The sequence below is a fragment of the Yaniella soli genome, assembly GCF_054782375.1.
In genome coordinates this window covers 106,469-124,908 of sequence record NZ_BAAGSP010000007.1, presented here as the reverse complement: position 1 = coordinate 124,908, position 18,440 = coordinate 106,469, and the positions used below count along the sequence as shown (strand labels likewise).

Sequence of the window (18,440 nt, the reverse complement as noted above, 5' to 3'; positions counted from 1 at the left end):
TGCTCTTTGAATGTGCCATGGTGGTGTTATGACACAGCTTCTGGTGATTCATCACTGCCCAACCAACAGTGTTCAGCAATTGCTCGACGCGGCACTCAAAGGTGCCAACCATCCAGATATTGAAGGCGTCGAAGTCACCTCGGTTCCCGCTTTGGCATGGGCTCGGGGTGAAGCAGATGAGACCGCGATCAAGGAGGCTGACGGTTACCTGTTCATCACCCCAGCCAATTTTGGATACATGAGTGGGGCACTGAAGCACGTTTTCGACAGTACGTTCCTCAAGATTGGTGGGTCACTGAGCGCGGACGGGAGCGCGAGCGAAGGCGAGCGAAGTATGCGTCGGCGACCTTATGGCCTCATCGTGCATGGCCGGTATGATACGACCGGAGCCGTCCGATCGGTTGAGGGAATCGTCGGGGCGCTGGGGTGGCAGCTCGGTGGCGAAATCTTGGAGGCGCTGGGGGACATCACCGACGAGCATCTCGAGGCTGCTGAGGACCTTGGCGCTACTGTGGCCATTCAATTGACAGAATGACGCCCTACGGTGCTCCGCTCGCTGCTGGACGTTATCATGTGGTCCTCCGAGAGGCTGCAATGGAACTCAGCCGATGTGGCGAGCCCAAAAAGAATCTTCAGCCCAGTTTTCAGGGGCCCCATAGCGATAAGGTTCAATTTGGGACGTGTATTTAGGAGGTTGTGAAGACGTTGAGCCCAACTGCTATGCGGTGAAATTTCATTAAGAATTGACTGAAGGGATACCAGAACAGGATATAGACGTTTTCTGGATCGAGCCGGTAGGGAATCTGTACCACTCAGCCATGAAATTTTGGGTGACGTCGGAATCATAGGGTAGACGCCTAAACCAACGTTCCATAGCCGACCATGGTGCGCGGAAATGTTCCGAACACGGGTATAAGTAAGCATCCACGATTCCAAGACTGGCGCGGTCAATCCGATACTTTTAGCGATTTCCGTTCGGTCAGCACGTCGTTGAAGGTTTCGGTATAAGCTGGTTAGTTGCCCGATGGATAAGGTTTCCACCATCAGCCATGAAGGTGGCATCTCGGGGGTCCCGTATGTTGTGAGGTAATGCTCGAGGGCTGAGACGTGGACTAGATGGTCTTGTGCGCTGTCGGGTTTGCCCAGCAACCGTTCTTCGCAAATTTTTCTGACCAGCGTGAGAAAATTACCGTGGCGACGTTGTTGATCGAAATGCGATGGATCTACATACCAGTGAGCGTCGTCGTACCGTGTCGACATATGATCCGTTAGTGCCGCCCGGAGTGCGACCTCGGCGCGTTCTAAGGCGTCGAGGACCACCAAGCGGAGTTCACGATCGAACACGTAGAGGTCTAGTACATCATCGAACGACGTGCCTGTGCGGAACTGATGGTCGGGACCGCCCTGTTGAAATGGGATCGTATATGGAGAAAGCCGATAATATCCAATGTGGCGCAGGTACCTGGCCGCTCTATCCGGGTGGGGTATTTCTAATCCGCGATCAGCGAGGCGCTTGACGAGGTCCACATTCATCATTGGTGGTTTGTCGTAGTGACCAGACCCACGCGGCCGGGGTTGTCGCCGCATGAATGCCCCTCCTCCTGAGCGATGATGGATAAAAAGATCCCCCAAGTGCGCATCGTGGAGAGGCGTGGGGGATATGGTGCCCCCCACTGTAACACATGCGTTATTCGCTAGGTTTAAGGAGTGCCAAACTTGGAATCCAACTGTAAAAAAGACTCCGATTGTTGTTGCATTTTTCGGTCGCTGGTCTGTCGGGGCAGTTGAAGAACTGTGTGTTGTTCTGGCAGGCCAACTCACGGATCGGTGACCGCATTACTGTGGTGTGAGAGTGGCTAGTTGCCTTCGCCATGAGGGTCGAAAAGATCGTCAATCTTGCATTCGAAGGTCTCAGCTAAACGGAAGGCCAGAGGCAAGGACGGGTCGAAGCGACCTCGTTCGATGGAGATGATTGTTTGGCGGGAGACTCCGAGCTCGTCGGCGAGACGTTGCTGTGACCAGCCCAGGTCTTTCCGTCGTTCGGGTAGCGAGTTCTGCACGATCAGCCCCGCTTCATTGCCATGACATAGCGCACGAAGGTGCTGAATATAGCGATAAGCAGTACTCCCGTGAGCGCCCAGAGTACGTCGAAATCGAACCCGGTGATCGCGATGGTAGCCAGGCCTAAGCCTGTCACCGTAACTGTGTCGCTCAAAGCCCCTGACATGGCTGAATTTAACCATTTCGATTCGACTGATTCCTCGGGCTTATCGATGGCTCCTTTGATTGTGGATCGATCAACCACGAGCGCCCACACCAAGCCCGCCAGGCCCGGGGCCATAATGACCGCGAAGACCGCGGCGATAAGTAGCGCCAGCTCTCCTCGGGCTACCCCGGCCCACAGAGTGATTGCTCCGGCTCCTACAGCGAGCACCAGTCCGAGCGGGATGGCCAGGGCCAAGGCTGGAAAGCGGCCGCTGGCAAAGCGGGTGCGGCCCCATAGGGTTCGGATGTCGGTACGAGTTTCGCCGCTCATTGTCACTCCTCCTGTAAAGCGTCTTTTACGTGTATAGTCAGTTTTACATGTACAGTCTGCTTTACGCAACTGCGTTCATGGCCGTCGTGTCACACGGACCAATGGTTTGATATCGGTTCATGTGGAATTCAGCTCAATGCTCCTGAAGGTTTGCTCCAGTATTGGACACTGTGACTCGTGTCTAAGGGGAAGGAGGGTTGATGACGGCTATTCGACACGGAAGCACGACCGAAGGGCACGCGTTGGACTCGGAGGATTCGGCTGCGCAGGGCCGTTTAGGAGGGCCTGAACTCGCTACCGCACGGAAACAGCGAAAACGCCGCAGACTGTCGAAGAACTGGTCGTTATTTCTGATCTTCGCCGGCCCCAACATCTTGCTGATCCTCGCGTTTATTTACTATCCGCTGTTCAGCAACATGTATTATTCGACGCTGGATTGGCGACTTGGTTCTGCAACCGCCGAGCCAGTTGGGCTCGAGAACTATATTCAGTTCTTCACCTCGGACTCCGGGGTGGAAGTATGGCGGGTCACCGGCATTTTCACGGCCGGAGCAGTGCTGGGGTCCATGATCCTTGGCTTGTTGATTGCCCTGGTGCTCAACAAGAAGATCCCGGGTCGAACGTTGGCGCGAACCGCGGTGTTCTCGCCGTATGTCCTATCGGGTGTTGGCGTGGCCATGGTGTGGAACTTTATCTTCGACCCAACCTTGGGCGCGCTGTCACACATCCTGAACTTCTTCGGACTGGAATCTCCCGAGTGGTACCTCGACGAAAACTGGGCCTTGTTGATGGTCATTATCGTCTACGTCTGGAAAAATTTGGGCTATTGCGCTGTGGTGTTCTTGGCCGGCTTGCAGTCCATTCCACAGGATTTGATCGAGGCCGCCAAGATCGACCGGGCCGGCCCAGTCCGCCGGTTTTTCTCGGTCACCCTCCCGTTGCTGACGCCAACAGTGTTTTTCCTCTTGGTCACCAACATCATTTTCTCGATGACCAACGCCTTCGACGTCCTGCGCACCATGACTCCGACAGGCCATGGCACCAACACGATCATCTTTGAGATCTACCTGCAGTCGTTCGGAGCGTATCAACGGGCTGGCTATTCGGCCGCCATCGCGGTTGTGCTGTTCATAACGTTGTTCGTCATCACGGCCGTTCAACTGCGCTATGTGGAACGGAAGGTGCATTACCAGTGACTTCCAAAATGACGCCCATCCCACCGGTAACCACCGGATCGGTCAAGCCGAAGAAGACGCCCAAGCCCAAGAAGCCCGACTGGCGGCAAGCCTTCGCTCCGAAAAACCTCGCCGATACGTTGCTGGCTGGATACCTGCCCATCCTCATCGCGCTGCTGGTGATCGTCCTGCCGCTGGCCTGGATGGTGCTATCGAGCTTCAAGCCGGCCAATGAGATCGTGACGCTGGATCCATCGCTGCTGCCGCAGGATCCCACCCTGAGTAATTATGAGACTGTGGGTGATCGCGTCCCGCTATTGACGGTGTTGGGAAACAGCGTGATCGTGACCGTCATCGGTGCCACGGTCAAAGTCGTCCTGGCGATCACGACTGCCTACGCGCTCGTGTTCATCCGAGTGCCCGGCGTGAATCTGATCTTCTTGGGAATTCTGGTGGCGTTAATGGTGCCGCCGGAAGTATCGATGCTGCCCAACTATCTCACGATCAGCTCGTTGGGTGGACGCGATACCCTGTGGGGGATCATCCTGCCCGGCCTTGGCACCGCCTTTGGAACGTTCTTGTTGCGCCAACATTTTATGGCCCTGCCCAAAGAGATGTTCGAAGCGGCAGAACTTGATGGCGCAGGACACTTCCGCAAACTGCTCCAGAGCGCCGTTCCGGTCTCCATTCCAGCTATCGCGACGGTGTCGCTGGTGACCATCGTCAACGAGTGGAACAACTTCTTGTGGCCGCTGATCATCATCGACTCTCCTGAGAAGATGACGCTGCCAGTGGGACTCAACCTGCTCCAATCTATCGAAAGTCAGACCGGCAGCTACGGCATCCTCATGGCAGGCGCGGTGCTGGTCATCGTTCCCGTGCTCATCATTTTCGCGGCCCTGCAGCGATACATCGTTGCAGGTCTCACCCAAGGTGCTGTCAAATAACGCATCGCATACGACAACTCATCTCCACACAACTTGAAGGAGTCTTTATGAAACAACAGCCAGCGCACACACGTAAGAACCGTCGGACAACGCTCGGCGCCGCTGTGCTCAGCATTGCGGTGCTCGGACTGACTGCCTGCGGCCCGGATACCTCCGGTGAAGCCACCGAAGCAGAAGCAGTAGAACTCGAGGGGGTTGAACCGGCAGAAGAGATCACGTTCTGGACCAACCACCCGGGTGGCTCCCAGGATGTCGAAAACGAACTGATCGCCGAGTTCACCGAAGACACCGGGATAGAGGTGAACGTCGTGACTTCAGGAGCGAACTACGAAGAAACCTCCCAGCGATTCCAAACAGCACAGGGCAATGCGGAAGCCGACATCGTCGTGCTCTCCGATGCCACGTGGTTCCCGAATTACCTCAATGATTCCCTGATGCCGGTTGACGACCTGCTCGAAGCTGCCGAGGTCGACCCGTCGGGTTACGTCGAAGCGTTATATCAGGATTACCTTTACGAAGACGCCCACTACGGGGTGCCCTACGCACGGTCGACCCCGTTGTTTTACTACAATGCTGACCACTATGAAGAAGCAGGTATCGAGGCCCCACCAGAAACCTGGGAAGAAGCAGCCGAAGTATCCGACCAGCTGATGGAAGCCGGTGTCGCGGACGCGGCTTTCACTTTCCCACCACAAGACCAGTACCCAGCGTGGTCAATGGCTAACCTCGTTTGGGGGTATGGGGGCGCATGGTCGGATGAATGGGACTTCTCGGCGGTATCTTCTTCAGAGACCGTCGAGGCGTTAGAGTTCGCCCGAGACGCCACGAACGACTGGGCGAGTGTGGCATCGGGGGACCCGGCTGATGACTTCTCCGCTGGCGCGACCAGTCAAATTGTGCAGTCCACCGGCTCCCTGGGCGGGATTCTTGAATCTGCCGACTTTGAAGTAGGAACCGCATTCTTGCCGGGCGGACCTGCTGCCGAAGGTGAGACCCCAACCGGCGGTGCCGGTCTGATGATTGCTTCGGATAGCACACCGGAACGTCAGCTGGCGGCAGCTATGTTTGCCGGTCACATGTCGAGTCCTGAGGCAACCGCTGAGTTCTCAGCTGCAACTGGTTACGTACCGGTCCATGTGGATGCTGACATGTCGGATGTCTACGCGGAGACTCCACAGTTTGAAACTGCCGTCGACCAGCTCGAGCGCGCACGTGTGCAAGATCATGCACGACTGTTCGTTCCAGGTGGCGACCTGGAACTCTCGCAGGCGCTGCAGGACATCCTCACCACGGATGCTGATGTTGAAGAAACCATGCAGGACGTCCAAGCCGAGCTTGAGTCGCTCTATGAGTCGGACTTGGCTGACGAAGTAGAACAGTAAACTCCACTCGAATCGCCGGGGTGAACCCGTGGGCCCATTACGTGCCTGTGGGTTCACCCCAACCCTTGTCCTGCGAAAGGTAATAGCAACTATGGCATCTGTAATCTACGACGCGGCGAGCAGAATATATTCCGCTGGTGCCCGTCCGGCCATTAACCAACTCGAACTCGAGATCAAAGACGGCGAGTTCCTCGTGTTGGTCGGTCCGTCTGGCTGCGGAAAATCGACTGCGCTTCGCATGCTCGCAGGGCTCGAAGAAATCGATGAGGGTCGCATCCTCATCGGTGGGGAAGACGTCTCTGACGTGTCGCCCAAAGATCGCGACATCGCCATGGTCTTCCAGAGCTATGCGCTCTACCCTCACATGACGGTTGCTGACAACATGGGCTTTGCCCTCAAAATCGCCGGAGTATCGAAACAAGAACGGTATCGCCAGGTTCGAGAAGCCGCCAAGTTGTTAGACCTCGAGGACTATCTCGAGCGTAAACCACGAGCATTATCTGGTGGTCAGCGACAACGTGTAGCCATGGGACGGGCGATTGTCCGGTCTCCAAAGGTCTTTCTGATGGACGAGCCCTTATCGAACCTTGACGCCAAGCTCCGGGTCCAAACCCGCACTCAAATTGCAGCGCTGACCCGAAAGCTGCAGGTCACTACCGTGTACGTCACCCACGACCAGGTCGAAGCGATGACGATGGGCGACCGGGTGTGCGTCCTGAAAGACGGTATCCTGCAGCAGGTCGATGTGCCGCGAAATCTCTATGCTCGGCCCGCCAACGTCTTTGTTGCTGGCTTTATTGGCTCCCCATCCATGAACCTGCTCACGGCCAACCACGATGGGTCGAGCGTTGAAGTCGGTGATCAACGATTCGAGGTCCCGGCTGGAATACTGCAGCGAGCCTCAGCCTCCACCGTCACACTCGGGATGCGTCCTGAAGATCTTCACCTCGTAGGTGCTGAGACCGGCGGATTGGAGATGGAAGTTCTTTTGACGGAAGAATTGGGCGCAGATGCCTATATATTTGGTATTCCCAAGGGCTTCGAAACGCTGCAACCCACGATTGTTCGGGTCGATGGACGGAAACCTCCAATGAAGGGCGAAACTGTCTATGTTGCTCCCGATATCTCGTATCTGCACGTGTTCGACTCGGAAACCGGGTTACGTCTCAATGAGGATGTTCCTGAGCACACACCGCAGGCGCAGCTGGCCGACGTAGCAGCGTTGCAAGAAGAAGATACCTAATTTTGCCCGTCCCTTTGTTCCACGGTGGTTCCTTGTTGAGGAGAACTCGCGATTCTCGCATGACTGGTAGAAACTCGTCTCAGTGCTCTTGAGCCGCCGAACCTAAAACACCACTCCTTGCAGAGTGGGGACTGAAGATCCGATCGAGATGATCCTCGACGACAGCCAGAGCCTCGTCGGCTGAATAGTGCCCGACAAGCAGGTGAGAAACCAGGCCATCAGTGACGGCCACGAGAGTCATCGCCTCACGGTCGGTCGCGAACTCCGAAGAGACTTGGTGGATGGCTTGCGCAACGTGCAGCTGACCTGCGATCAGCTCATGTAACCCAGCCCAGGCATCCCGAATTAGCGTGGCAAGATCAGCATCCACCGCGGAACGTGCGACGAAGGCTAGCCAGACCGAACTGCCGATGCGTTGTGCTTCATCCAGCGGCAGGGTCTGATGCATGACCGTGCGGATTACCGTTCGAGGGTGGTCAGGCTCCTGCGATTCCGTCAACGAATTGGAGGCCCCAGAGTTTGCCAGGTCGATCATATATTGACACGCGAACAGAATCATCTGGTCCTTGGTGCCGAAGTAGTGCTGTACTGTGCCCATGGAAACGTTGGATTCCGAAGCGACGGCGCGCAGAGTCACCGCATCGAGCCCACGGTTGGCTGTGATGTGCCAGACGGTTTCGGCAAGCTTCTGTCGGCGCTGTTCGTGATCAACGACTTTCGGCATCCAAACCCTCCCTATTTTTATCATGCGAGTGCATTGCGTTAAACCAGGTCTTTGTTTTATTATAATACAACTGCATAAAAAACATGCGGAGTGGACCTCCATGATCTCCGTCGCGAAGATCGCAAAGCACTATGGCGGCACAACAGCGGTTGATGATGTGTCGTTTGACGTCCAGCCGGGTGTTGTGACCGGGTTCTTGGGCCCAAACGGAGCCGGCAAGACCACGACCATGCGCATGATCTTAGGACTGGACCGGCCTACATCCGGTGTTGCCACCATCAATAACCGCTCCTACGCCGATGTTCCAGCCCCTATGCGTGAAGTGGGTGCGCTACTCGACGCCAAAGCGATCCAGACGGGTCGTACGGCGCGCGACCATCTGCGGTGGTTGAACCGAGCCGGTAACTTGCCGTCGGGTCGCGTCACTGAAGTATTGAAGATGGTGGAGTTATCTGATGTGGCCGACCGGCGGGTTGCTGGATATTCGTTGGGTATGTTCCAACGCTTGGGGATCGCAGCGGCGCTGTTAGGTGATCCGGAAACGCTCATCCTCGACGAGCCATCCAATGGGCTTGACCCTGCCGGTATGCGTTGGATCCGTGACTTCATGAAGGATATGGCAGCACAGGGGCGCACCGTCTTTGTCTCCAGCCATCTTATGGGGGAGATGCAGCAGTCCGCCGACCAGGTGATCGTGATCAACCGCGGACGGCTCGTGGCCGATGTTGACGTTGAACAGCTGTTCACGTCTGCTGCGCAAGTGATCGTACAGTCGCCGCGAAGCGACGAACTGCGTGTTCTACTGGTCGACCATGGCGCGAAAATTCACCAGACAACGAGTGAGGCCACCGTTGGTAATGAATCTCAAGGGATGGACCCTGCCCACAGTGCGCTTCGGGTCGCCGGGCTGGGGGCACCACGGATCGGTGAGTTGGCTGCAGCAAACCGGATACCACTGTATGAACTAACCCCCGAACAGACCGATCTCGAAACTGCATTCTTGGCGCTGACCGAGCAAGAAACCCTTGGTGTGGAGGCTTTACATGACCGTGGCGAACGTTGACCAGCAATCGACCGTGCTTCGTCGTAGCGGGTTGAAATCTGTGATTGCCTCCGAGGCGATAAAGATATGGACGCTGCGGTTCCCACGTGTCCTCGTAACCCTCGCGGTCGTGCTTGCTGCGGTGACCGCTCTGCTGTTTCTACTGACAATCGATGTCACACAAGGTGACTCGCTGGCTGCGCTGTTGTGGGCCGATATTGCCAGTACGGCTTTGCTCGGCGTCGACGCAACCGCAGTCGTCTTCATCATCTTGGGGGCATGGTTCGTGGCCTCCGAATATGCCACGGGGATGATGCGCACCACCCTGGTGGCTACGCCGAACCGCGTTAAGGTCTTTTCGGCGAAGCTCCTCGTGTTGGCAGGGGCCGCAGTGCTGGCAGGCTTGGTGTCCGTTCTCCTGGCGATACTCGTGGCGCAGTTGGTTCTGGCGGTATCCGGTCTACCGGTGCTCAATTTGATGGACGGGGAACTTCTGCGGATGGCGTTGGGCAGTCTCCTGATGGTGTCTTTCTATGCTGTGCTGGTTGCTGCTCTTGCGTTCATTGTCCGCACTACCGGCGGTGCAGTGACGGCCACGCTGGCAGTAATGTTTGCTCCCGCCGTGGTCTCAATGCTGCCTAACGCGGCGCAGCAATTCCTGTTGCCGATGTTTCCGAATGCTGCGATTCTTAGCATTTCTGGATCAACCGACCCCGGCCAGGCAGTGCACTTGGTTCCGCTCCTCGCCGTGGTGGTCCTGGCGTGCTGGCTGGTCGTTGTGCTCGGTGCGGCACTGACTCTGTTCTCCCGCAGAGACGCGTGAGTTATGAAACGCTCGCGGTCTGTGCCTCAGCAAACTGCGGCGTATCAACGCGTGTGCTCAAGTAGTTTCCGATCGCCAGGCGGTTGATCTCGGAGCGGCTGACGATACCAACCATGTGACCATCCTGCTTGAGTAGTGGATGTTCGCATAACGGATTGCAAAATTTCGCTGTAATCCACATCTGCGGTGAGTGCACTGCCGGAGCCTTTCCCTTAGTCTGTAACCTCGATACCCGCATCTAGGGTTTCAGCCAACTCGGCCAGCTTGGTCACCGACCGGCTCAACGCTTCTTCGGTGTTCGCTCTGGCGCGCTCAAACCGGGTCTCATCGGTCAGTTCGCTCCAGTCATACGTGTGGCGTACTAGCGTCGTGAGGTCATTGACCGGTTCGAGTTCCCACCGCCACACATGACCGCGAGGTTCTTCGCCTACCGGGGCCGGCTTCCAAGCGATACGGCGGCCCTCTTCAAACTCTACCACCTCGTTGTCACGGCTTTGGCCGTTCGTGAGCTCCATGGTGAAACGTTGGCCGACTCGATCGATGCGTTGCCCCTGATCAGCACGAGATAGGTTGTCGTTACCGTCAAATTGTGGGTGGCGGGCTGGGTCGGCGATTAACTTGAAAACCTGGGCGGCTGGGATCGAAACTTCACGTTCGGCGCTGGTAATGCGTGATTCAGTCATGGCTCCACTCTTTCACTGGTTACCGTCTCCGTCTAGTGGCGTTTGGCGTGAAGTAATCCTGCCCCAGCTTTCCTGCGTCACTATGGTGGCAGAGCCGTGCAAGGACAGTCTTGAACAGCTTAAGGTGCTCATGCCTGGGCATATAGATACCCAGTTTGGCTCAGCGTTGAAACATGCACGAAAATCTTGGACTTGCTGTCTTTTATAGGAGAAAAGTATTTATCAGTTATATAAAGGAAAGAATTCAGTATGGCAATAACAAATGTTGATTTAGACCCAAAACTCATCGAACGCGCCAGGGCATTGACCGGTGAACGGTCGAACAGGGCGGTTCTTGATTTAGCGTTGCGCAGGCTCATTGCTTCTAAACAGAAGGCGTCATGATCGATGGTATTGCGGGGCTGGAAGATTTCCCCGCAGAGCTTGGCGCTCCTGTCGAGCTACCTGCATCTAAGTCGTCGTGACCGATTATCTAGTGGACAATTCGGTTTGGGCAAGGCTGGCTACGGGCGATCCAAATATTGTCACGCGGTTGGGTCGGATCGAGCGGACGTCTGCTGATCTTTTTGTGACCTGTCCGCCCTAGGTGTTGGAATTCTGCCATAGCGCTCGTACTCCGGCGGATCATGCACACTACCGCGAACAGGTTTCTCTGGGGTTTCCACTTGAAAATGCTCCTGACGAATCTCTTGTACTCGACATACAAAGTGCAATGTGGAACTCAGGTTTGATCCGTGCAGCCGGCTCATTAGACATTCTTGTCGCAGGATATGCCATTGTAAATGACGCCACTGTGCTAACAGCCGACCACGATTTTGACCATATTGCCACCGTGATTGACCTGCGGCACGAGTATGTCACGCCGTCGAACTAGATGCCGTCATATCTGGAGCAAATCACATCTGTGCTCGAGAGGCGGGAGGAGACGCAAGCGCTGCGGGAAAGCCGAATCGAGCAGGGATAGGCCGAGTGCGACTGTTCGGTCTTCGTTCTACTTTTCTGAAAGGGGCTCCACCTTTGTGGGAGGAGGGTAAACGATCGGTCGCTAAAAAGAATACCTATCTGATCTTCGTGCCACGATTTCAACCTGGCAAGTTCAACCTCTAGCCGGACGATGCGGATGAGCGTGAAATCGATGTATGCAATGCAAAACTCGGTCGCCCACTACAAGCCCCGAGGCTCTGCGGTGGTGTCCATTGTTGCGGGCCACTTCGGTGCCTGAGGTTGCCACGCGGACATTGCGTTGAGTAGTGCTGTCGGGGTGGTTTCCACAATGAGTGTCTCGCGGAACCTGGACGAGATGAAACCTTGCTCCGTCATGTGGTCCAACATTTCGAGGAGCGGTTGCCAGAAACCATCGACATCATAGAGCGCGACGGGCTTGGCATGGAGGCCCAACTGCTGCCAGGTCCAGACTTCGAAAATTTCCTCGAGCGTCCCAGCGCCGCCCGGTAACGCCACAAAACCATCGGCGAGGTCTGCCATGCGAGTCTTGCGGATGTGCATATCTGGCACGACTTCGAGCGTTGAAAGACCGGGGTGCCCGATCTCGCCGTGCACCAGCGATTCAGGGATCACACCAATCACATCGCCACCTGCAGCAAGCGCACTATCTGCTACGACTCCCATGAGCCCGACTTTGCCGCCGCCGTAGACAATATTTGTGCCGGCCTTGACAGCAGTTCGTGCGAATTCTTCGGCTGCGGTTGTATATTCAGTAGAGGCCCCGTGGGCCGAACCGGTGAATACTGCAAGACGGTTGAGATGATGAGGTTGCATCTTGTCGAGAGTAGCATGACGGAGTGATAAGCTCACGGCGGGACAGCTCATAGCGCAGCTGAAACGCGCCGGGGTGGTACAAAGGTCATTCCGTAGGAGGAGGACGATGCACATGCCACCACAAGACGGGCAGACAGGTTCGCCGAACACCCGTCGCTCACTGGTGAATCGGCTCCTTCGAGCAATACTGGGCCTGTTTGCGGCACCACGGGTGAACATGCTCGAAGAGTACGAGAAGATCCGCCGTAGGCAACGTCGACTTGCCGCATCATTGGCACTGTCATCGCGGGCTGAGGACTGCGAGATGCCTTCTGATGACGGGAACCATCAGATTCCGGTACGGGTATTCCAACCAAAAGACCGTTTGCGTGATGACGTGTTGGTGTTCTTTCACGGTGGTGGTTGGGTCGTCGGCGACGTGGAGAGTTACACTCCGACATGTGACACGATGGCTGATCTGACCGGATGTGTGGTCGTCTCGGTGGACTACCGTCTGGCACCAGAACACCCCTTTCCTGCGGGTCTGAACGATTGTTATAGCGTGGTTCGGCACCTGCTAGACGACCCGAGTACGGTCGGCCTCGACGATGCCGACAACATTGTGTTGATCGGCGATTCTTCGGGGGCAAACCTGACCGCCGCCGTCTCGTTGCTGCTGCAAGAACGCGGCCATCGCGGCGCGACCCGACAAATTTTGCTCTACCCTGTGACCCACTGGAATCACGATCCGGCGACCTCACCGTTCGACTCGGTGCGCAAACACGGAAAAGATTACCGACTCACTAATATTGAAGTCGATGATTACTTCAAGCTCTATCTGACCGATCAACAACAACGCTCCAATCCACTCGTGTCACCATTGGAAGCCAAAGACCTCGCCGGCCAGCCCAGCACGCTGGTGATCACCGCCGAGCTGGACTTACTGGCGGATGAAGGCGAAGCGTACGGTCGAGCACTTGAACAGGCTGGTAATGCGGTTCAGATACATCGGGTGGACGGCGCGCTACACGGTTTCATCGCGTTGCCACGCGTCTCCCGATCTCTGCGGGAGGCCTACGAGGTGATCAATACTTTTCTTGGTGAACCAACCGTTGACGAACAACCCGGTTCTCAGGAGTCGGCATGACTCGACGGAACTGGGTGCGACTCGATAACGCGTCCAACATTTTCCTGGCAGCCCGTAGCGAGACGGATTCCAAGGTGTTCCGTCTCAGTGCCCAGATGGATCACGAGGTGGATCCGCAGATGTTGCAGACCGCCTTGGACAGGACATACGACCGTTATCGGCTCTATCACGCGGTTCTTCGACGTGCCGTGTTTTGGTACTACCTGCAAGACAGTGATCTTCGCCCGTATGTCACCGCCGATGACAAACCGACGTGCGCACCCATTTATGATGCGGATCGACGCGGGCTGCTGTTTCGGGTCATGCACCACGACGAACGCATCGTGTTAGAAGTCTTTCATGCACTGTCCGATGGTACCGGTGCCCTGTGGTTCCTGACGGATCTTGTCGCCGAATACCTCCGCGTGCGCTACCCGGAGCAACAACGGGCCCTGGAGAACACCGGACCCATCAACCTGGTGCCGCAATCGGGGCAGGTCGATGACGGGGCAACAGAGCACGAACTGGTCACCGACAGTTTCGCGCGCTACTTCCGGGGCCGCCGGGACAAACAACCCAACGAAACACCTACCGGCCCTCGAGCGGGGGGTGCCGCGAAGAAGGTGCACCGCGTCACCGGCACCCGCACTCCGGACTTTCGCACTCGGGCTGTTGAACTCACGATGCCCGCCAAACAAGTGCTCGAGCTGGCGCGCGCCGAAAGTATCTCGCTGACGATGTACCTGACGGCACTGTTTTTCGAATCCATTCGGGTATCCTCGGATGGTTCGGACACCACCCGTACACTCTCGGCGTCGGTTCCAGTGAACTTACGTCAGTTCTTCCCCTCAACGTCACCGCGAAATTTCTTCGCCACCGTTCGGGTCGAACACACCTACGGGCACGGAGCTGACGACGTCGGCTCCGTGGGTAGGCATTTGGATAGCCAATTTAGACCAAAAGCAACCCCCGAAGCGCTAGAAAAGAAACTCCGCAGATTCATTCGGTTCGAAAAAATGCCATTGCTGCGGATCGTGCCCCGCCCGCTTAAAGATGTCATCCTGCGCGGCATTAACTGGGCCAGTAACCGCGGGCTCACCGTGGCCATGTCGAATCTGGGCCGTGTGAATCTCGGGGAGCCGGCTGATTCACACGTCCAACGCATGGCGTTTCAAGTCTCTGCGGTGAGACCGCAGCTCTCCGTCATGTCGCATGCAGGTCTGCTCACGGCAACGTTCACCTCCCCGTTCATCGAGACCGATCACATCCGAGCATTCGTACGCTTGCTGACCGGCCAGGGGATCGATGTGCAGGTCGCGGCCGCACGGGTCACTGAGGCAGAGCTCGAACAGGAGACAGACACATGAGACGCTGCACTGAATGTGCCGCCGACATCGAGGGGACATGGACCCGCTGCCCCCTGTGTGATGCCACTGTCGTTGGGGAATCGGCTCGCAGCCCGTTTCCTGCAGTGCCCCTGACGTTTTCTCGGCGCCGCGTGTTGCGGATCCTGTTCCTCAGCTCGCTTGCCGTCATCGTTGCCTCATTTGCTGCCCAGCTTCTATTAGGGCGTGGCCCAGCGGAGTTTGGTGCCCTGCGTTCCGTGTGGCTGGGAGTTAGCGCCATGTGGCTCGTCGCGCTGACCGCTATACGTAAGCGTCATAATGTTGCCAAAAATACCGTCTACATTGTGGTGTTAGTGGGGGTGGTATGTGTCTACTGGGACTACCTGACCGGCTGGTACGGCTGGTCAATGAATTACGCTGTCCCCATCGTGTGCGCGTCGTCGGTCGTTGCCCTCCTGATCACCGTAAGAGTACTGCGGATGGAAGTCGGGGAGCACATCGTTTACAGCGGTCTGACGATTCTGCTGGGCCTGGTCCCGATCGGCTCGTTGATTTTCGGCTGGGTGACCAACCCGGTGCCTTCAGCAATTTGCGGTGGCATCAGCGTGGTCGCGCTGGTGCTGTTGCAGATCGCCCGCGGTGCAGAAGTCCGCCACGAGCTCGCAAAGCGTTTACATTTGTAACCACAAAGATCCGAGCACTTCGCCAGTAAATCCGACGCCACACCTGGTCGAGCGTTCCATTGAGTACCCGACTAACTCGAATCATCGTGTTGGTGAGATACTGCAGCTGTGCGACACGTTGTGCATCGTAGGGCCAGTCATCTTGAACGCTACTCCCAGCGTTGCTATCCACCAAGAGTCTTGGGCATCGCGTGGGTCAGTTCAGTGAGTTCCTGTCAATCGAACATCCTTGTGTAACGTTCATCTTGCTCACGGCGATCCCACAGCCGTCTTATCAGTCCTGAACGGTGGGATTTCCTAGCGCCCTCAGTAGACGATCCTGGATGTGCGAATTGGTGGTTCTGTCGGCCCCGGCTTCAGCTGGTTGGTCGGCGTGCTGCGCAGTCTTGACAGGCCCAGCCTCATCGGTGGTTGATTTTGTCGCGAGCAACCGTTGCATGCCGACTCCTAAGAGGTCGTCGTCGACCAGGTCGGTGCCACCAAGGACGAGGAGCCCCGAACCTTGATCAAGGGCCGTCAGTAATGTGCCGAGCTGTTGCGGTGTTAATTCATCGTCCACGATCTGTGAATCGTGTGCCACCTGAGTGTATTGATCAACAACATCTTGCATTCGTTGTTGAAGTTCGGCGCTGAGTTCTTCGTCTCGCGCAGCGACGGCAATGAACTCAAGCGTTGCTAAAGCAAACCCGCGAATGACCTGGTCTAGTTCGGCCTCGTCTGCTGTCTCGAACACGTCTGCGGAAGATGTGTCGGGGCGCGGCGTATCTGCCGATCCTGTCGGTTGAGACCAGACGGTTTCAAGATTTGCATCCATGACGGCTAAGAACAGCGCAGCCTTACCCGAAAAATTCGAATATACCGCGCCCTTGGAAAATCCGGCCTGACGAGCAATTCGCTCCAGATTTGCGGCGTGGTATCCCAGCTCGGCAAAAACTTCACGCGCCGCTTCGATAAGAGCAGCACGGGTCTGTTGCTGACGCTGTTGGCGAGATGGCGGTTCAGGCAAATCTGTCATGCACCGATTCTAGGACAGAACCGTATGCAGCAATGCGTTGACATCCCCACAGTATCCACGTACCGTCAGTATCTGAATACTGTTGGTATCTGAGGATGTTGTATGGATAACACGCTTACTATCTCTGGTCTCACCCGACGCTTCGGCAAGGTCGTAGCTAACGACGATATTTCTCTACGCATTCGCCCCGGTGAGGTGGTCGGCTTGCTCGGTCATAACGGGGCAGGTAAGACGACGCTTGTTTCACAGTTGGTTGGGTTGCTGCGTCCTGATGCCGGATCGATTCACCTCGGTGATATAGATGCGGTAGCCCATCCTGCGGCCGCACGCCGACAGGTGGCGGTGCAATCTCAATCCCAAGCTCCGATCGACGGGCTGACACCCCGTGCAGCGATTGAAATTGCGTGTCGACTGCGGGGACTTTCGGCTGCTGAGTCCAAGATGACCACAAAAGCCATTGCAGAAGAACTGAATATCGAGGGTTATCTGGACCGGCGCGCTTTGCCTGAGGGAGGCGGCCTGTCGGGAGGGATCCGGCGACTCACGTCATTCGCGATGGCCGCGGCTGCACCCACACCGCTACTGGTCCTTGATGAACCCACCAACGATGTGGACGCGGGGCGCCGAAGATTTCTCTGGAACGCCGTGCGGCGTCGGGCTGATGAAGGTGCCGGCGTACTGCTGGTAACACACAATGTCACCGAAGCCGAGCGGATCGTCGATGATCTCGTCATTCTTGACCGAGGAAAGGTCGTTGCCTCAGGATCACCTGCCCAGCTGCGGGGAACTGAAGATCATGATGTGCGGCTGGAGTTGCACTTGCCGTTCGCTGATGCCGATCCATTAGCATCCGAGACTCCCGCCGCAGGGATACCGCCGGTCAGATCTCAGGCACGGAGGGGCCGCCATCTCATACTGAGGCTAGCCTCGGAGTACGCAGGTCAGGCTGTTGTATGGGCCAATGCTCTGCGAGCCACCGAGCAGATTACCGGGTACGGACTGGCTCCAACCAGTCTCGAAGACGCCTACCTGGCATATACCTCGGCAACTCATAATACGTACAGCTCATCGGAACAGGGTGACGTTCATGTCTAGGACAATCCAAGGCTCGGTGCAACAAGCTCAACGTGTTCGCCAGCTGCCACGAGCGAATCTGTGGGCGAGCTTCTCCGCGCTCATGAGATGGCAGCTGTTGCAGGTTGGAACAATGCTCCCTTTGATCGTGGTCGTGCAAGGCATGCTCGCAGCGGGGATTGTGGTCGGTTTTGGGTTTATCATCCCGGATATTACTGATGCCACAGCCCTGTTTTTATCGACCGGCGCCCCAGCAATGCTGCTCTTGACCATTGGTCTGGTGTTAGTTCCGCAGGCTGTCGCTCGAATGCGGACGGATGGCACGTTTGAATTTATGCGGTCTCTTCCGGTTCCGAGGCTGCTGATGTTGGCAGTTGAGTTGACCGTCTGGTCAGCCATTGCCCTGCCCGGGGTGGCGATCGGAATTCTCGTTGCCCAATTACGCTACGACCTGAGTCTTGCTATCGATTGGGGCGTCTTGATTGCTGCTGCAGTGTTGGTGACGGTCATGGCCACTGCCATAGGCTATGCCATTGCCGTGACGCTGCAACCCATGTTGGCCCAATTGATCAGCCAGGTACTCGTCTTTTTCGTCATGTTGTTTTCCCCGATCACTTTTCCGGCGTCACAGCTACCCGAATGGTTTCAAATCCTGCATGACTATCTTCCAATTCAGGCAGGTGCTGATCTATTGCGGGCCGGATTGGCGTCGCAGGTTTATGAAGCGGGGGCCCGCGACGTCATAGTGTTATTTATTTGGTGTGTAGCAGGCGTCGCCATCACGCTCAGAGCGTTGATGCGTCGCAAGTAATGACGGCCCTGACAACGGTTCGGAGCCAAGTTGCTGCACCTCGCTGCGACGCAAGTATGGCGTCGGCTACAA

General features: G+C 56.6%; 21 protein-coding genes. 14 read left to right on the top strand and 7 right to left on the bottom strand.

All coding sequences use genetic code 11. The features are described 5' to 3' along the window. The first annotated feature begins 28 nt into the window (after positions 1-28). Positions 29-535 carry a flavodoxin family protein gene (locus ACYVJT_RS05750; protein ID WP_343955724.1) on the top strand — a complete coding sequence of 169 codons (507 nt, stop codon included), beginning with the start codon at positions 29-31 and terminating at the stop codon, positions 533-535. On the opposite strand, the gene ACYVJT_RS05745 is transcribed toward ACYVJT_RS05750, so the two are convergent. The 3 genes from ACYVJT_RS05745 to ACYVJT_RS05735 all read right to left on the bottom strand — a co-directional run bounded on the left by ACYVJT_RS05745 (position 520) and on the right by ACYVJT_RS05735 (position 2,536). Further along, positions 520-1,533, bottom strand: coding sequence for an Abi family protein (locus tag ACYVJT_RS05745; protein ID WP_499418203.1), 1,014 nt, complete (start codon positions 1,531-1,533; stop codon positions 520-522). The two genes, ACYVJT_RS05750 and ACYVJT_RS05745, sit on opposite strands and share 16 nt — an antisense overlap. Positions 1,534-1,856: 323 nt before the next feature. After that, complete coding sequence (locus ACYVJT_RS05740; RefSeq protein ID WP_343955725.1) at positions 1,857-2,060, bottom strand: helix-turn-helix transcriptional regulator; 204 nt, start codon at positions 2,058-2,060, stop codon at positions 1,857-1,859. A gap of 2 nt (positions 2,061-2,062) precedes the next feature. After that, entirely contained in the window at positions 2,063-2,536 is a 474-nt protein-coding gene (locus ACYVJT_RS05735; RefSeq protein ID WP_343955726.1) for a hypothetical protein, read from the bottom strand. A 200-nt stretch (positions 2,537-2,736) separates the two neighbouring features. Between ACYVJT_RS05735 and ACYVJT_RS05730 the strand changes: the two genes are divergently transcribed. From ACYVJT_RS05730 to ACYVJT_RS05715, 4 genes are all read left to right on the top strand, one after another. Beyond that, positions 2,737-3,732 (top strand): carbohydrate ABC transporter permease, encoded by a 996-nt coding sequence (locus tag ACYVJT_RS05730; protein WP_343955727.1) that lies wholly within the window; start codon positions 2,737-2,739, stop codon positions 3,730-3,732. 8 nt (positions 3,733-3,740) lie between these two features. Further along, a complete protein-coding gene (locus ACYVJT_RS05725) occupies positions 3,741-4,658 on the top strand; it encodes a carbohydrate ABC transporter permease (RefSeq protein ID WP_425579840.1) in 918 nt (305 codons plus the stop codon). A gap of 47 nt (positions 4,659-4,705) precedes the next feature. After that, complete coding sequence (locus tag ACYVJT_RS05720) at positions 4,706-6,040, top strand: ABC transporter substrate-binding protein (protein ID WP_343955729.1); 1,335 nt, start codon at positions 4,706-4,708, stop codon at positions 6,038-6,040. A gap of 91 nt (positions 6,041-6,131) precedes the next feature. Further along, entirely contained in the window at positions 6,132-7,283 is a 1,152-nt protein-coding gene (locus ACYVJT_RS05715; RefSeq protein ID WP_343955730.1) for an ABC transporter ATP-binding protein, read from the top strand. Positions 7,284-7,362: 79 nt separating this feature from the next. Here ACYVJT_RS05715 and ACYVJT_RS05710 read toward each other — a convergent pair whose 3' ends face one another. Continuing rightward, the gene (locus ACYVJT_RS05710) at positions 7,363-8,007 is read right to left on the bottom strand and encodes a TetR/AcrR family transcriptional regulator (protein ID WP_343955731.1); all 645 of its coding nucleotides are present in this window, start codon (positions 8,005-8,007) and stop codon (positions 7,363-7,365) included. 100 nt (positions 8,008-8,107) lie between these two features. Here ACYVJT_RS05710 and ACYVJT_RS05705 point away from each other — a divergent pair, with 100 nt between their 5' ends. Together ACYVJT_RS05705 and ACYVJT_RS05700 are read left to right on the top strand one after the other, a co-directional pair. Continuing rightward, complete coding sequence (locus ACYVJT_RS05705) at positions 8,108-9,070, top strand: ATP-binding cassette domain-containing protein (protein WP_343955732.1); 963 nt, start codon at positions 8,108-8,110, stop codon at positions 9,068-9,070. Then, entirely contained in the window at positions 9,051-9,872 is an 822-nt protein-coding gene (locus ACYVJT_RS05700; RefSeq protein WP_343955733.1) for an ABC transporter permease family protein, read from the top strand. Before ACYVJT_RS05705 ends, ACYVJT_RS05700 begins: the two co-directional genes overlap by 20 nt. Positions 9,873-10,084: 212 nt before the next feature. On the opposite strand, the gene ACYVJT_RS05695 is transcribed toward ACYVJT_RS05700, so the two are convergent. Beyond that, positions 10,085-10,555, bottom strand: coding sequence for an SRPBCC domain-containing protein (locus tag ACYVJT_RS05695; RefSeq protein WP_343955734.1), 471 nt, complete (start codon positions 10,553-10,555; stop codon positions 10,085-10,087). A 249-nt stretch (positions 10,556-10,804) separates the two neighbouring features. On the opposite strand from ACYVJT_RS05695, the gene ACYVJT_RS05690 reads away from it, so the two are divergent. Then, positions 10,805-10,939, top strand: coding sequence for a type II toxin-antitoxin system VapB family antitoxin (locus ACYVJT_RS05690; protein WP_343955735.1), 135 nt, complete (start codon positions 10,805-10,807; stop codon positions 10,937-10,939). A gap of 328 nt (positions 10,940-11,267) precedes the next feature. Next, positions 11,268-11,429, top strand: coding sequence for a PIN domain-containing protein (locus ACYVJT_RS05685; protein ID WP_343955736.1), 162 nt, complete (start codon positions 11,268-11,270; stop codon positions 11,427-11,429). A 290-nt stretch (positions 11,430-11,719) separates the two neighbouring features. Here the strand turns inward: ACYVJT_RS05685 and ACYVJT_RS05680 are convergent, their stop codons facing one another. Then, complete coding sequence (locus tag ACYVJT_RS05680; protein WP_343955737.1) at positions 11,720-12,334, bottom strand: LOG family protein; 615 nt, start codon at positions 12,332-12,334, stop codon at positions 11,720-11,722. Between the two features lie 112 nt (positions 12,335-12,446). Between ACYVJT_RS05680 and ACYVJT_RS05675 the strand changes: the two genes are divergently transcribed. The 3 genes from ACYVJT_RS05675 to ACYVJT_RS05665 are packed head-to-tail and all read left to right on the top strand — an operon-like array spanning position 12,447 to position 15,468. Next, positions 12,447-13,460: an alpha/beta hydrolase gene (locus tag ACYVJT_RS05675; protein WP_343955738.1), complete on the top strand. Its 1,014-nt coding sequence runs from the start codon at positions 12,447-12,449 to the stop codon at positions 13,458-13,460. After that, positions 13,457-14,806, top strand: coding sequence for an alcohol acetyltransferase (locus ACYVJT_RS05670; protein ID WP_343955739.1), 1,350 nt, complete (start codon positions 13,457-13,459; stop codon positions 14,804-14,806). The genes ACYVJT_RS05675 and ACYVJT_RS05670 overlap by 4 nt, the downstream gene beginning before the upstream one ends. Continuing rightward, positions 14,803-15,468, top strand: coding sequence for a DUF6320 domain-containing protein (locus ACYVJT_RS05665; RefSeq protein ID WP_343955740.1), 666 nt, complete (start codon positions 14,803-14,805; stop codon positions 15,466-15,468). The genes ACYVJT_RS05670 and ACYVJT_RS05665 overlap by 4 nt, the downstream gene beginning before the upstream one ends. A 274-nt stretch (positions 15,469-15,742) precedes the next feature. Here ACYVJT_RS05665 and ACYVJT_RS05660 read toward each other — a convergent pair whose 3' ends face one another. Beyond that, complete coding sequence (locus ACYVJT_RS05660; RefSeq protein ID WP_343955741.1) at positions 15,743-16,483, bottom strand: TetR/AcrR family transcriptional regulator; 741 nt, start codon at positions 16,481-16,483, stop codon at positions 15,743-15,745. A 102-nt stretch (positions 16,484-16,585) separates the two neighbouring features. On the opposite strand from ACYVJT_RS05660, the gene ACYVJT_RS05655 reads away from it, so the two are divergent. After that, positions 16,586-17,578, top strand: a complete 993-nt coding sequence (locus ACYVJT_RS05655) for an ABC transporter ATP-binding protein (RefSeq protein ID WP_343955742.1) — start codon at positions 16,586-16,588, stop codon at positions 17,576-17,578. Next, positions 17,571-18,368: an ABC transporter permease gene (locus tag ACYVJT_RS05650; protein WP_343955743.1), complete on the top strand. Its 798-nt coding sequence runs from the start codon at positions 17,571-17,573 to the stop codon at positions 18,366-18,368. The genes ACYVJT_RS05655 and ACYVJT_RS05650 overlap by 8 nt, the downstream gene beginning before the upstream one ends. The last annotated feature ends 72 nt before the right edge of the window (positions 18,369-18,440 follow it).